Origin of the sequence: Laspinema palackyanum D2c, from assembly GCF_025370875.1 — a bacterium.
Classification (GTDB): domain Bacteria; phylum Cyanobacteriota; class Cyanobacteriia; order Cyanobacteriales; family Laspinemataceae; genus Laspinema; species Laspinema palackyanum.
Map to the genome: position 1 here is coordinate 1 of NZ_JAMXFD010000041.1, position 14,968 is coordinate 14,968.

Consider the following 14,968-nt stretch of genomic DNA (forward strand, 5'->3'; position numbering starts at 1 on the left):
CGACTGAAGTCGTTACTACGAACTAAGAGAACGACTGAAGTCGTTACTACGAACTAAGAGAACGACTGAAGTCGTTACTACGAACTAAGATTTAGAGGCCCAATTTTTCTAAGACGGATCGCGTGGAGACTACATGACGATCTAACCCGAGGGCTTTGGGGGGGATGCCTAACGCTAAGGCGACCAATTGGGGGAGATGGAGGACCGGCAGATCTAACTTGTGACCCATGAATTTAGCGACTTCCGGTTGCCGGGAGTCTAAATTGAGATGACAGAGGGGACAGGGGGTGACTAAACAATCGGCACCGGCAGCGATCGCCTCATCCAGATGGTTTCCCGCCATTTGAAACGCTTGGTCTGTAGCATAGCTGGATAGGGGCCAGCCACAGCATTGAGTGCGTCCCGGATAATAGACTGGAGTGGCTCCTACGGTCCGAAATACATTTTCCATTGATTCCGGTTGGTAGGGGTCATCGTAAGGGATTGTTTTTTGAGCGCGCAGGAGATAGCAGCCATAGAATGCGGCGCATTTGAGTCCACTGAGCTTGCGGGTGACTCGTTTTTGGAGTTCATCGAGTCCATAGTCTGTGACTAAGGCCCATAATAGATGTTTGACTTCCGTGGTGCCTTGGTAGGGAGCACAATTTTGTTTTTGGAGTAATCCATTAATCTGGTTGAGATAGGCGGGGTCCGAGGTTTGGAACTCTTTGAGACGCTCATCCACATGACCGATAACCCCTTGACAAGTGCTGCAATGGGTGAGTAAGGGGAGATTGAGTTGTTCCGCGAGGGCAATATTGCGGGCGTTGACCGTATCTTCTAGGAGGCGAGAATCTTCTTTGAAGGTGCCGGAACCGCAGCAGGAGGCTTTTTTGAGTTCCAACAGTTCGATGCCGAGGGCTTTAGTTAATGCGGCAGTGGATTGATAGAGTTCGCCGCAAGCGCCTTGAGCAACACAGCCGGGAAAGTAAGCGTATTTGAGGGTAACTGATGGCATGGCAGTGGCACAGTTGAGAGGACGTTGGGGGCGATCGCCGCAAGTAAGCTCAAGGCGATCGCTTCTTCTATTATTATGATGTGGCCTGGGGTGCTACACTGCCCTTTCTTAATTGCTGCTTAATTTTAGAAGGGTCATTGGTCCTTGGTCCTCGGTCCTCCGTCGGTGAGTATTGCACAATCCAAATGACAAATGACAAAGGACAAATGACAAAGGACCCTAGGTCAGGAATCAATTATCAGTTGAAAAAAAATAGGCATTCTGCGAAGCAAAGAAAACATTAAGAAATCCCGTGTGGGTGATGCATCTTTCAGATAAGATGGGAAAACGGCCTTGAGCCAGTCATCGGGCATAGGAGTTTTAGAAACGACTAAGGGCCGGAACCGACAAACCAGGGTAGGGACAATTGCAGGTTAGAACCGCCCCGCCCCACCCCCATTGTTATGATTTGCTGCATTCAAAGAGGACATCCCCATGAGTCAAGACATTTTTTCCCAAGTCAAGAAAATCGTTACGGAACAACTGGAAGTTGAAGGGGATAAAGTCACCCCATCCGCCAGCTTTGCCGAAGACCTCGGCGCTGATTCCCTGGATACCGTGGAATTGGTGATGGCATTAGAAGAAAACTTTGATATTGAAATTCCTGACGAAGCAGCAGAAAAAATTACCACTGTCCAAGAGGCAGTGAACTACATCGAGAGCCAAGTTGCAGCAAAAGCATAAAGCAGACTGCTTTCACCTGGATTCTGCGTGTTTGGTGTGGCAGCAAGAGATACAGCAATCATGACCAGCTTAGAACGAAAACGAGTTGTTGTTACGGGTCTCGGTGCGGTTACGCCCATCGGCAATACCTTACAGGAATATTGGGAAGGGTTGTTGAGTGGACGTAATGGCATTGGTCCCATTACCCTGTTCGATCCGTCGAGTCATTCCTGCCGGATTGCCGGTGAGGTGAAAGGATTTGACCCCCATGATTACTTGGAAAAAAAAGAAGCCAAGCGCATGGATCGATTTGCTCAGTTTGCGATCGCCGCGAGTAAGCAAGCGATCGCCGATGCAAGTTTCGAGATTAATAACTTGAACGCAGAGCAAGTGGGTATCGTCATCGGCAATGGCATCGGTGGCATGAAGGTGATGGAAGATCAGCAAACGATCTACCTCGATCGCGGACCGGACCGATGCAGTCCATTCATGGTTCCGATGATGATCGCCAATATGGCAGCAGGTTTGACTGCCATTCATACCGGAGCCAAGGGACCCAATTCTTGTGTCGTCACGGCTTGTGCAGCCGGTTCCAATGCCGTAGGAGATGCCTTTCGCCTCATTCAAGGCGGATACGCTCAAGCGATGCTTTGTGGCGGAACGGAAGCGGCAGTGACACCGCTATCGGTTGCCGGGTTTGCAGCAGCGCGGGCGGTTTCTACCCGGAATGATGATCCGCTTCATGCCTGCCGTCCGTTTGATCGCGATCGCGATGGATTTGTGATGGGCGAAGGAGCGGGCATTTTACTCCTCGAAGAACTGGAGCACGCTCTGGCACGAGGGGCAAAAATCTATGCGGAAATGGTAGGCTATGCCATGACCTGTGATGCCTATCACATGACCTCCCCCGTCCCCGGTGGTGAAGGGGCCACACGAGCGATGTTACTCGCCCTGAAAGATGCCGGAATCACACCGGAACAGGTGAGCTACATCAATGCTCACGGCACCAGCACCGCTGCCAACGATAAGACCGAAACCAACGCGATTAAAAACGCTTTGGGAGAACACGCTTACAAGGTAGCAGTTAGCTCTACAAAGTCAATGACCGGGCATTTGCTAGGGGGTTCTGGTGGCATTGAAGCGGTGGCAACCGTCCTGGCAGTGGCCCATGATAAAGTGCCCCCGACGATTAACCTAGAGAATCCAGATCCAGAGTGCGATCTCGATTATGTGCCGCATCACAGCCGGGATTGCCCGGTGAATGTAGCCCTCTCCAATTCCTTTGGGTTTGGGGGACATAACGTCACCCTAGCCTTTGCCAAATACCAGTAAAGGGTTAAGGTGACAAGGTTGCCTGCCGGATGAAGTTTATTTTTGAGTTTCACCTGAACGGTTAAGCCCACAGATAGCGGGTTTCATTCTATAGATTAACTCCTTGTCACTTTACCCTTGCCCATCGATCCGGGTAATGGGATCATGGGATAACCTGTTTGAGGCGATCGCCAGGAGTTGACAACAGCTCATCACCCCAAATCGCCCTGCATTACCAGACTAACCTTAGACAATCGACCCTCATTTACACAAAAGAAACTATGGCCGTATCTGCTCCAACCAAACAATCTCTCGAAGAACTCTGCATCAACAGCATCCGCTTCCTGGCGATCGATGCGGTAGAAAAAGCCAACTCCGGTCACCCCGGTTTACCAATGGGTGCAGCGCCAATGGCGTTCGTCCTGTGGGATAAATTCATGCGGTTCAACCCCAAAAACCCCAAGTGGTTTAACCGCGATCGCTTCGTCCTCTCTGCTGGACATGGCTGTATGCTCCAGTACGCCCTACTTTACCTCACGGGCTACAGAGGCTTAGAGTTAGAAGACCTCAAACAATTCCGTCAGTGGGAATCCAAAACCCCGGGTCACCCCGAAAACTTCCAAACTGAAGGGGTCGAAGTCACCACCGGACCCCTCGGCCAAGGAATTGCCAATGCTGTCGGTTTGGCTGTGGCTGAAGCCCACCTCGCCGCCAAATTTAACAAACCCGACCTCACCATCGTTGACCATTACACCTACGTCATTTTGGGCGATGGTTGCAACATGGAAGGGATTTCCGGCGAAGCCTGCTCTTTGGCGGGTCACTGGGGACTCGGTAAACTGATCGCCTTCTACGACGACAACCACATCTCCATTGATGGTTCCACGGACATCTCCTTTACCGAAGATGTCAGCAAGCGCTTTGAATCCTACAATTGGCACGTCCTCCACGTCGAAAACGGTAACACCGACCTGGATGCCATTGCCAAGGCGATCGAAGAAGCCAAAGCAGTCACCGACAAGCCCACCTTAATCAAAGTCACCACCACCATCGGCTTCGGTTCTCCCAACAAAGCCAACAGCCATGATGTCCACGGTGCAGCCCTCGGTGCTTCCGAAGTCCAAGCCACTCGCGACCATCTCGGCTGGAACTATGGCCCGTTTGAAGTCCCCGAAGATGCTCTCGGTCACTTCCGCAAAGCCGTCGATCGCGGTGCCAAATATGAAGAAGAATGGAACAGCCTCTGGACTCGCTACAAAGCCGAGTATTCCGAAGAAGCTGCTGACTTAGAACGGATGATGAGTGGCAAACTCCCCGATGGCTGGCACAAATCCCTCCCCACCTTCCAACCCGGTGAGAAAGCCGATGCCACCCGGAACCAATCCGGTGTCTGCTTGAATGCGATCGCCGGAGTCCTCCCCGACTTGATCGGCGGTTCCGCTGACTTAGCCCCCTCCAACAAAACCTTACTGAAATCTTCCAAAGATTTCCAAAAAGGTGCCTACGAAAACCGTAACATCCGCTTCGGCGTCCGCGAACATGGCATGGGTGCCATCTGCAACGGTATCGCCCTGCATGGTTCCGGTTTAATCTCCTACGGTGCCACCTTCCTGGTGTTTACCGACTATATGCGCGGTGCCATTCGTCTGTCCGCCCTCTCTCAAGCTGGGGTAATCTGGGTGATGACCCACGACTCCATCGCCTTGGGTGAAGATGGCCCGACTCACCAACCCATTGAGCATATCCCCTCGCTGCGCGCCATTCCTGACCTGATCGTGCTGCGTCCGGCAGATGGCAACGAAACCTCCGGTGCCTACAAAGTCGCCGTGGAAAAAGCCAAAGGCATTGGTGCGGATCATCCCTATCCCTCCCTCTTGGCCCTGTCTCGCCAAAACCTGCCGAACCTGGAAGGAACCTCCATCGAAGGCGTTGCTAAAGGTGGCTACATTCTTTCCGATAGCGAAGGCACTCCGGATGTCATCTTGATCGGAACGGGTGGCGAACTCTATCTCTGCGCCGAAGCCGCTGAAAAGCTCCGTGCACAAGGGAAGAAAGTCCGCGTTATCTCCATGCCAAGCTGTGAACTGTTCGACGAGCAAGACGAAGCCTATCGTGAATCTGTCCTACCTCAAGCAGTTAAGAAACGCCTGGTGGTAGAAGCCGGTTCCAGCTATGGCTGGCATCGTTACTTCGGCGATCAAGGTTCCTCGATCAGTGTCGATCGCTTCGGTGCTTCCTCTCCGGGTGAGGTGGCGTTGGAACGGTTTGGATATACAGTGGATAATATTGTGTCCAAAGCCTCGGCGCTCTAAGTATAACCTACAAGAAGCGTAGGGGATTGTTTCCTGGAACAACCCCCTGGTGCTATACAATAAAAAGGCTCTCTAATCTTAGGGAGCCTTTTTATTGATTATGTCTTTCCCAGCCCCGATGCAGGATCACGAATGTTCTTCAAAAACCTGCCATTTTTGGACCTTTGAAAACCGGATTGATTCAATTCGGGTTGGTGAACAATCCGGTCAGTTAAACTCTAATACTCCATACGGTATTTAAAGGTCTATAAAAACGGATTGTAGGGGCTTCGATGTGCAGGCCCCTACAAATATAGCTTGACGCCGCTGGTTTTTATAGACTTATCAGTACCGTATGGAGTATAAGGTGGAAATCAGAAAGCCGGTATTTTGATTCAGATGCAACCCTCTGGACCAGTCCCCTCAGAAACAAAATGCAGTAACATCAGACAAGATGCTACCGCATTTATAACTTGATTAAAGCTTAGGCCAAAATTCCCAGATTTTTGTAGGTTTAGCGATAAGTTGTAGAGGAGCGACCTGCTACTTCTTCCCGATCGCGAGCGGGATCGGCATAATAAGTAGGGGATTCCTGGCGATTACGACCGGCTAAACCAGCCAGACCCAGTAAGCCTAACAAGCCTAGTAAGCCCCAATCTCCATTATCATTCTCTTCTTCGACGCTTCGAGTCCCTTCTCGGGTCTCATAAACCTCTTGGGTGTCAGTTCCCGGGTTTGTTTGAGTTCCGGGGTTCATTTGAGCGGAGGCGGGTAAAATGGAAGGGGCGATAGCTAAACCTGCACTGAGAACAGTGGCGCTTAAAATTGTGGACAATTTAGAACTCTTCATAAAAAGGAGTCTCCTTAAACATTGCTTGCTTGCTTGTAACCAATCTATCTACAATCACAGGAAGCCGCATCAATCTTTAGATGTAAACTCTGTTGGAACCCAGTTATTCCTGAAGAAATAGACAAGGGGGAAAACACAGTATATAGCTTAGGAAAATACCCTCAAACTTAAAGCGGGAGACAGAAGGAGGCTCTGGCTATAGGTCTGGCGATCGCCCAGTAAAATCGGGATTCTAGGGTTTACACAGCAGTCCCGGCAAGGGTTTCTCCTCGTTGCATTAAAAGGCTAGAAACGAGCGCGATCGCCACCAAAGAGGACCTGTTGATTTCGGTGAAATTTTCCCAGGGATTTAAACCCCTCAAGAAATTCCTTCCATTCACATCCGAGGTCATCCCAAGATTAAACCCCACGAGGGTTGATATCACTACAAAAACGGGAATCCGATAAAAATTAGGGGTTGAAAACGGAGAATCACCCCAAGATGGCCTGTAGTCTCAGATAACAGCGGGGGTTGCTATGTCATCAAATATAGATAAAAAAAATCTAAAAGGGTAATCAAGTAGGCTGGGCCACCACAACCCAGGTTTTAGGCCCGTTGCTTATCAATGTAGAAAGAGCAGGCATTAATATAAGTGGCCGGAATTTTCCCGGACAACTTGGGGGAAACATAACAGTCATCCGATCCGGGGAAGCAGACAACGGGTGCAGTCAGTTATGGGAAAATCCCCTTCTATCCGCCAAGATAGGCCCATTAGGAACCGGATTTCCTGAAGCTCAACTCGACTTAGCCTCCTCCAAACGCGATCGCCAAGCGGCACTTAAGGGGACCCCATCACCTCAGTAACCGAGACCCCTTGTCCGCGATCGGGTATAATAAACAAACAGTTGATCGTGCTTCATCCACACTATCCGGTCTTGATCGGGAGATATCTTCCTCTACAGATAGAGGCGATCGAGATAGTTGTGACCTTTAATTTGAGTGAAAGCACATTCACTTGTCGAACTTAGTAAGGAGTATTGGATGTCAGACTTGATACAATCCGTCCTAAAATGTGACGAAAAAATCGATCTGCGTCAGTTTGCCAGCGAATTACGCACCACAGGGCAGCAGTATTTTTTGAGAAATGATATCGTCCGAGCTTTCTCAGATTACTGCACAAACCATAAAAAGCCCTCAGATTTTTATCAATCTTCCTATCTAGGAAAACTGATTTTATATACCCAGGAAATCATTCTGGAAAACGAAAGCCTCTGCATGATTATCCGGCCTAAGATTGCCTCTCAGGAAATCTTTCGGATCTTAGAGGACCTCACCGTAGAACCCATGACCGTGCAGGAATTGCTCGATTTGCGCGATCGCCTGGTCAATCAGCACCACCCCAACGACGGCGATGTCCTCGAACTCGACTTCGCCCCCTTTTACGACTACTCCCCCACCATTCGCGACCCCAAAAACATCGGTAAAGGAGTTCAGTTCCTCAATCGCTACCTGTCGAGCAAGTTGTTTCAAGATCCACAGCAGACCCTGGAACTGCTGTATGAATTTTTGAACCTGCATCAATATAACGGGCTACAATTACTGATCAACCAACGGATTAAAAACCGGAGGGAATTGTCTCAGAAAGTCAAAGAAGCCCTCTCCTTTGTGGGCGATCGGCCCCCCGAGGAACCGTTTGAAAACTTCCGGTTCGACCTGCAAGTCCTAGGATTTGAACCCGGATGGGGAAATACTGCCCGTCGTGTCCGCGACACCCTAGAAATCCTCGACGAACTGATCGACTCCCCCAACGATGCCGTCCTCGAATCCTTCATCTCCCGGATTCCCATGATCTTTCGCATCGTCCTCGTGTCCGTGCATGGGTGGTTTGGTCAAGAAGGCGTGCTCGGACGACCGGACACCGGCGGTCAAGTCGTCTATGTCCTAGATCAAGCCCGCAGCTTAGAAAAACAACTGCAAGAAGAATTTAAACTCGGCGGATTGGATACATTAGGCGTTCATCCGAAAGTGATCGTCCTGTCCCGTTTAATCCCCAATGCCGATGGCACTCGCTGTAACGAACGCCTCGAAAAAATTCACGGCACAGATAATGGCTGGATTCTGCGAGTTCCCTTCCGTGAACAGAATCCTAACATGACCCAAAACTGGATTTCTCGATTTGAAATCTGGCCTTATTTAGAAACCTACGCCATTGATGCCGAAAAAGAACTCCTGGCTGAATTTCAAGGCAAACCCGATTTAATCGTCGGCAACTATTCTGACGGAAACTTAGTGGCATTCCTGTTAGCACGTCGCCTAAAAGTCACCCAGTGCAACATCGCTCATGCCTTAGAAAAATCTAAGTATCTGTTTAGTAACCTCTACTGGCAAGACCTTGATCCTCAATATCACTTTTCTCTCCAGTTTACCGCCGACTTGATCGCCATGAATGCTGCTAATTTTATTGTTAGCAGCACCTATCAAGAGATTGTGGGAACCCCGGATAGTGTGGGTCAGTATGAATCCTACGCCTGTTTTACCATGCCGGATCTCTATCATGTGGTCAACGGCATCGAGTTATTTTCTCCTAAATTTAACGTTGTTCCCCCAGGGGTGAATGAAGCGGTCTATTTTCCCTACACCCGCACCGAAGACCGCATCCCATCCAATCGGGAACGACTGGAAGAATTGCTCTTTACTGTGGATGACCCCGCTCAAGTTTTTGGAAAACTGGAAGACCCGAACAAACAAATTCTGTTTTCCGTCGCTCGATTGGACCGGATTAAAAATCTGACGGGTTTAGCGGAATGTTTTGGCCGGAGTCCTGAATTGCAAGAACGCTGTAATCTGATTCTGGTTGCCGGTAAATTGCGAACGGAGGAGTCTACGGACACCGAAGAAATCAGCGAAATGCAAAAATTGTATGGCATCATTGAGCAGTACAATTTGTATAATAAGATTCGCTGGTTGGGAGTTCGACTTTCTAAGAGCGATTCTGGGGAACTGTATCGGGTGATTGGTGACCATAAGGGAATCTTTGTGCAACCGGCTTTATTTGAAGCTTTTGGTCTGACGATTTTAGAGGCGATGGTTTCTGGGTTGCCGACCTTTGCCACCCAGTTCGGGGGTCCGTTAGAAATCATTCAGGATAAAGTGAATGGATTCTACATCAACCCGACGAATTTAGAAGAAACCGCAGAAAAGCTGCTGGACTTTGTGACCAAACATGAGCAAAATCCCCACTATTGGGATGAAATTTCCCAACGGGCGATCGAGCGGGTTTACACCACCTATACTTGGAAAATTCATACCACCCGCTTGTTGTCCCTTTCTAAAATTTACGGGTTCTGGAATTATACTTCCAAGGAAAACCGTGAGGATATGTTGCGCTACTTAGAGGCGTTATTTTATCTGGTTTACAAGCCCCGTGCTCAGGCGTTATTGGCGGAACACCGGAACCGATAGAGCAGGCATTGAACTTTTCCTAAGATAACCATTCAAGTTCTTTTGAAGGGGTGAGTCTTAAAGCTTGAGAATTAAGAATTAAACTCTAATCAGATTGATTAGATTAATTCTTAATTCTCAAGTTTAATCCCCTCTTCCGTTACCCCCGGATGTATCCCGGTCCCCTACCACGATGCTCTTACCGCCTCTCCCCTCATCACCCCTTCAGGTTCGAGCAGATCCATCATCGATTAACCCCCCCTCCCCATTCCGACTTGGCTTGAAATTCGAGAGTCTCGTTCTCACTAAAGTATTTTGAAATTTCCATAAAAGCCTGACCGCCAAAAAATCGAGTCTTGCCTCAGTTTTTGAGCGGCCAGTGATAGCAATTTGGGTAAATTTGGGTATAATCCAAAACAACTGGCTCTGCTCCGAATCCAGAAGGATCCAGAAAAATCACTTGTGCCTTCTTGTGACTGGGTATTTAAAAGCGGACGGGAGGGGGTCGTTTGAGATCCCGTGACTCAACATAAATAAAAGAGAGTAACCCAGGGGTATCCTATCAGATCCCCAAAATTAGCCAAGGACTACTATTTACATTGAGTAAATCTTGGTCTATGGTGCTAAGGGTATATTTCCATCAAAAATGGGGCCAGCCCATGATTCTCGGGTTCCTCATCGTCGGTTCAATAAGGCACTGCTATTGTCCAATTAGACGGAATGCGTGCATTGTAAAAACACAATTGCAAAAACAGGAGGGGGTGCAAGTTTTATTAAAAATATCTTTTTTAGTGCATCTGAATAGTAGTGAGCGATCGCCAATGTAGATAATCCATGACAACCGCTACTTTTTGATGATTAAGCCGAGCGATCGGTCTTGAAAAACTCCGAGTGATGAGTTTAGTATTTACCCAAACTATTCTGTAGATAGAATTCCCAAAATGGCAGAAATTAGCGACCCGAACAATCCCCAGGCGAACCATCTTCCAGGATCCTCTATTCCCGGATTAGATGAAAGCGATCCCCTAGAATCCTCTCGAACTTTAGAGGAAGAGGGGATTTTTTTAGATTTATCCTTACTGCAAATCATCCAAGGCCAAGCTGGAGATGATACGATTATTGGTTCCCTCGCCGACGATACCATCGTTGGCAATGCCGGGAACGATACCCTTTATGGAAATGTAGGCAACGATAGCCTCCTGGGAAACCAAGACAACGACACGATCGCCGGTGGTCCCGGTAACGACATCATTCGCGGGGTCTCTGGCAACAACGTCCTCTACGGAGACCTCACCCGAGAGGGACTCTCCCTTGAAGAAGAATTTGGCAACGACATCATCTTTGGCGGCATCGGCGATGACCTAATTTTCGGCAACCAAGGCGATGATACCCTCGATGGAGAAGGGGGGACCGACACCATTTATGGCGGCCAAGGCAACGACCTCATCATCGGTCATGAGGGGAATGACCTCCTCTCCGGTGACGGTGGCAACGACCTCATCTATGGTGGTCTCAGCAACGATAACATTGCGGGCGGTCTCGGCAGCGATACCCTCTACGGGGAAGAAGGGGATGAGATCCTCAATGGCAACGAAGGCAGCGACTTATTAGTAGGCGGTGCCGGGAACGACATCCTCTACGGTGACGACCTCACTGCCGAAGTTTTGGCGGGCGGGAACGATGTCCTCTACGCCGGGGAAGGCAATGATACCGCCTACGGTGGCGTCGGCAACGACATCATTTTTGGCAATGAAGGCAATGACGTCATTTTTGGCAACAAAGGCGCTGACATCCTCTATGGCGGTCAAGGCGATGATACCGCCTACGGGGGTCAAGATAACGACCAACTGTTTGGGGACAAAGGAAATGATGTCCTCTTTGGCAATCTCGGCGATGACTTCGTAAATGGGGGTGAAGGCAATGACCTACTCCTAGGCAACGAAGGGAACGATCTCCTCGACGGCGGTTCGGGAGACGATCTCATTTACGGCGGTCAAGATAACGATACCATTCGAGGCAGCGATGGAAATGACCAGCTTTTTGGTGATAAAGGCAATGATGTCATTTTCGGTGGAGTCGGCAACAATACCCTCACCGGCGGCCAAGGGTCGGACCAATTTGTAATTTCCCCTGGATTAGGATTTCTGCAACAAACGCGAAACTTAATTACCGACTTCAACGATGGGCAAGATTTCCTCCTCTTAGCCGATCGCATCACCTTTGAAGACCTCGACATCCGCGAGGAATTTGATGCCACCGGCACTCTCAATACCCTCATTCTCGATCGCCTCACCGGCACCGTTACCATTTTACAAAATGTCAGTGCCAGCGCCATTACCCGGGATGATTTCCTACCCCCACTCGCACCGCCACCGCCACCGCCACCGCCGGAGGCCGTGCCACTCCCAGCCATCCCCACCCCTCCGATTGTCAATGTTCCCGTAATCCCGGGACCCCCAGCGCCACCCGAACCCGAACCCGAGGAGAGTGTCATTCAATTTAGCAATGCCACCTACCGAATTAATGAAAATGGTACTCCCGAAGCGATGCTAGTCACGGTGACTCGCGGCAATAGTAGCGAAGGGTTGATTACGGTCGATGTGGTTCTTCAAGGCAATCCGGGAACTGCAACAGCGGTAGATGATTATGGCAATATTTTCCCCGTTCCTATCCAGTTTGCAGAGGGAGATACCACCGCCAAACAGGTTACTATTCCCATTGTTAACGATACCCTCGCCGAAGCTACGGAAACGATTAGCTTACAACTGGCCAATCTCACAGGTACGGCAATTTTAGGCAGCCAATCTACCGCGACGGTCGAAATTATCGATGATGATAATCCAGGAGAGTTAGAGTTTGTCATTCCAGCGGAAGGGAGTTTCCGAGTTAAAGAAGATGGAACCCTGGTCCGACAAGTCCAGGTCCGTCGAGTCAATGGCAGCAGCGGTGCCGTAGGCGCGGATATCACTCTGGCAGCGGGTTCAGCAAGTACAAATCCACCCGCCCAACCGGGAATTTTGGGAGAGGATTTTGCGGCAGTTCCGGTTCGCGTCTCCTTTGCGGATGGGGAAACGGCAACTAAAACCATTACACTCCCACCTACGGCCATTTTACGCGGGACACCGCAACTGGATGGTCTCAAAATCGTCAACTTATCCTTGACCAATCCCACAGGTGGGGTACAAGTCAGTACCACTCCAGCACCCCTGCAAATTGAAGATATTGATCAACTGGTTGTCAGTATTGAGGTGACTCCCCCGGGAAATGAGGCGTTTGAATCGGCCCAGGGGGACCTGCAAGCCCCGGCCACCCGAGAAGGGGCGTTTACGATCGCCCTGCGAGATGCCAATGGTGCTCCAGTCAATGCTCCTGCCGGGGGTTTAACGGTTTCCTATCGGGTGGATACCACCCCACCGGCACAACCCACCGATCCACAAGCAGCAGTCGAGGGTCAAGACTACAATGCCTTCTTAAATAATGCCGCCTTCACCTTGGGGAGCAATACCGTCTTCATTCCCGAAGGAACTTCCACCGCTACCATTAACATCAATCCGACTGACGACAATTTGCCCGAAGGGAATGAATTCATTAAGGTCATCCTGAATGAAACGGCTGATTACAACATCGCCAGTGACAAAAAAGAAGGGCAAGTTCTCCTAATCGATAATGACTCACCGATTGTCCGCATCAGTCCAGCCACTGGACGGATTAAGGAAGGAGAAACCCCTCAGACTGTCTTGACCATCTCGCGAGAAGATAGTGCGGGTAATCCGATCACCTCGGGAGCTTTGACCGTCAATTATGGAAGTGGCGGGACCGCCACCAATGGTGTAGATTATGACCAGTTGACTGGGCAAGCCGTGATTCCAGATGGTCAATCCTCGGTCAACGTTACGGTTCGGGCTTTGGATGATAACAATGCAGAACCCGATGAAAGCGTCCGCCTAACCCTCCAAGGGTCCACGGATACGACCCAGGTTTATCAACTGAAAGAGGGACAAGACCAGAGTGTTGTTACTCTTGAAGATAATGAGACTCCCCAAATCAGTGTAGTGGGACGGGCTGCCGATGTCTTGGCTGACCCTCCTACAGGTAACCAGTTCCAATTTATCCGGTTTGGCGATAAAGCTATCCCCTTGGCGGTGACTTATACTGTCGCCGGGACGGCTGTACCTGGTACGGACTATACGGCATTACCCCTCACCCTTAACTTTACGGCAGGACAAAGTTCGGTGTTGGTTCCGTTCACTCCTATTGACAATCCGAATGATGCCCTTGCCAAGGTGGTTGAGATTCAGTTAGTAGATGGAGCAGCTTACGATCTAGGGTTTGCTCCTCGGGGCAATTTGCTGTTCTTAAACTAAGAACAGGGTCGATTGGGGTTAACGCCCGTTAACCCTGCCCCATTTAGCCCCAGTCTCCCCAACCTTGAGAAGGGGAGACTCTGCGGCTTTTGTATCAATAGGTTAAGATCGAAATAACAAGCCTAGATTAAAACCTAGCCGGAAACCGCACCCCCTAAGTTCATGACTTCTCCAGTTCTTGTCGAAAAGAAAAAGTTAGAGCATCCACCTCGGGATATTCGTTATCTCGGCGATCGCGATCTGCGTCAGTCTGCCAAGCGCGTGGCTCAAGTGGATGCCGATATCCGCCAACTGGTGCGGGAAATGCTCCAAAGTATGTACACGGCGGATGGGATTGGATTGGCGGCACCCCAAGTCGGGGTCCAAAAACAAGTGATTGTTGTTGACTGTGATTTGGAAAACGCTGCAACTCCCCCCCTTGTCCTGATTAATCCCGTGATCAAGAAATTTGGCGGCGATGAATGCACCTATCAAGAAGGCTGCCTCAGTATTCCCGGGGTTTATTTGGATGTTAAACGCCCCGAAATTATCGAAGTGGCTTATAAAGATGAACGGGGACGTCCTCAAAAAATGACGGCGAAAGGGATTGTCTCGCGCTGCATTCAGCATGAGATGGATCACCTCAATGGTGTACTCTTTGTCGATCGCGTGGAAAATCAGTTGGCGCTCACTGAAGAACTGACCAAACAAGGATTCTCGACGAAAGACGTTAAATCCATGCTGTAGGGAAGAGCCAACGGTTAACTATTAAGGGTTAACCGTTTTTTCACCGCTTCAATTGTCACCTAGTAATACTGTAGTCATCCTTTATTGGTCAGGGTTTCTCATGTTCATGTCTCCCAAAACTTCCCTCTTTCTTGGCGCTTCCTGTGTTGCAGCGATCGCCTCGGTGGGTTCAATTTTTGAACTCTCCTCCGGACAACCTGAACTCGGTGCAGTCGCCACTACTATCATTTTGGCCGTTAGCGTTCCTAGTGTGGTTTTATTCTTCTTAGCTGCAGTGCGTGACGCGAGGTCTTCTAGCTGATTTGC

Annotated in this window: 10 protein-coding genes; 7 read left to right on the forward strand and 3 right to left on the reverse strand. The window is 49.7% G+C overall.

All coding sequences use genetic code 11. From position 1 onward, the window contains the following. Positions 1-91: 91 nt before the first annotated feature. Entirely contained in the window at positions 92-997 is a 906-nt protein-coding gene (locus NG795_RS26560; protein ID WP_367291616.1) for a CoB--CoM heterodisulfide reductase iron-sulfur subunit B family protein, read from the reverse strand. A 474-nt stretch (positions 998-1,471) separates the two neighbouring features. Between NG795_RS26560 and acpP the strand changes: the two genes are divergently transcribed. The 3 genes from acpP (at position 1,472) to tkt (ending at position 5,322) form a co-directional block, all read left to right on the forward strand. Next, entirely contained in the window at positions 1,472-1,720 is a 249-nt protein-coding gene (gene acpP, locus NG795_RS26565; RefSeq protein ID WP_367291617.1) for an acyl carrier protein, read from the forward strand. 60 nt (positions 1,721-1,780) lie between these two features. Further along, positions 1,781-3,031, forward strand: a complete 1,251-nt coding sequence (gene fabF / locus NG795_RS26570; protein ID WP_367291618.1) for a beta-ketoacyl-ACP synthase II — start codon at positions 1,781-1,783, stop codon at positions 3,029-3,031. A 260-nt stretch (positions 3,032-3,291) separates the two neighbouring features. Beyond that, positions 3,292-5,322, forward strand: coding sequence for a transketolase (gene tkt / locus NG795_RS26575; protein ID WP_367291619.1), 2,031 nt, complete (start codon positions 3,292-3,294; stop codon positions 5,320-5,322). Positions 5,323-5,815: 493 nt separating this feature from the next. Here the strand turns inward: tkt and NG795_RS26580 are convergent, their stop codons facing one another. Then, positions 5,816-6,151, reverse strand: a complete 336-nt coding sequence (locus NG795_RS26580) for a WGxxGxxG family protein (protein WP_367291620.1) — start codon at positions 6,149-6,151, stop codon at positions 5,816-5,818. 239 nt (positions 6,152-6,390) lie between these two features. Further along, entirely contained in the window at positions 6,391-6,513 is a 123-nt protein-coding gene (locus tag NG795_RS26585) for a hypothetical protein (RefSeq protein WP_367291621.1), read from the reverse strand. 659 nt (positions 6,514-7,172) lie between these two features. On the opposite strand from NG795_RS26585, the gene NG795_RS26590 reads away from it, so the two are divergent. From NG795_RS26590 to NG795_RS26605, 4 genes are all read left to right on the forward strand, one after another. Next, a complete protein-coding gene (locus NG795_RS26590) occupies positions 7,173-9,593 on the forward strand; it encodes a sucrose synthase (RefSeq protein ID WP_367291622.1) in 2,421 nt (806 codons plus the stop codon). Between the two features lie 920 nt (positions 9,594-10,513). Next, positions 10,514-13,936, forward strand: coding sequence for a Calx-beta domain-containing protein (locus NG795_RS26595; RefSeq protein ID WP_367291623.1), 3,423 nt, complete (start codon positions 10,514-10,516; stop codon positions 13,934-13,936). A gap of 162 nt (positions 13,937-14,098) precedes the next feature. Continuing rightward, positions 14,099-14,662, forward strand: coding sequence for a peptide deformylase (gene def, locus NG795_RS26600; protein ID WP_367291624.1), 564 nt, complete (start codon positions 14,099-14,101; stop codon positions 14,660-14,662). 100 nt (positions 14,663-14,762) lie between these two features. Continuing rightward, positions 14,763-14,963, forward strand: coding sequence for a hypothetical protein (locus NG795_RS26605; RefSeq protein WP_261208479.1), 201 nt, complete (start codon positions 14,763-14,765; stop codon positions 14,961-14,963). The last annotated feature ends 5 nt before the right edge of the window (positions 14,964-14,968 follow it).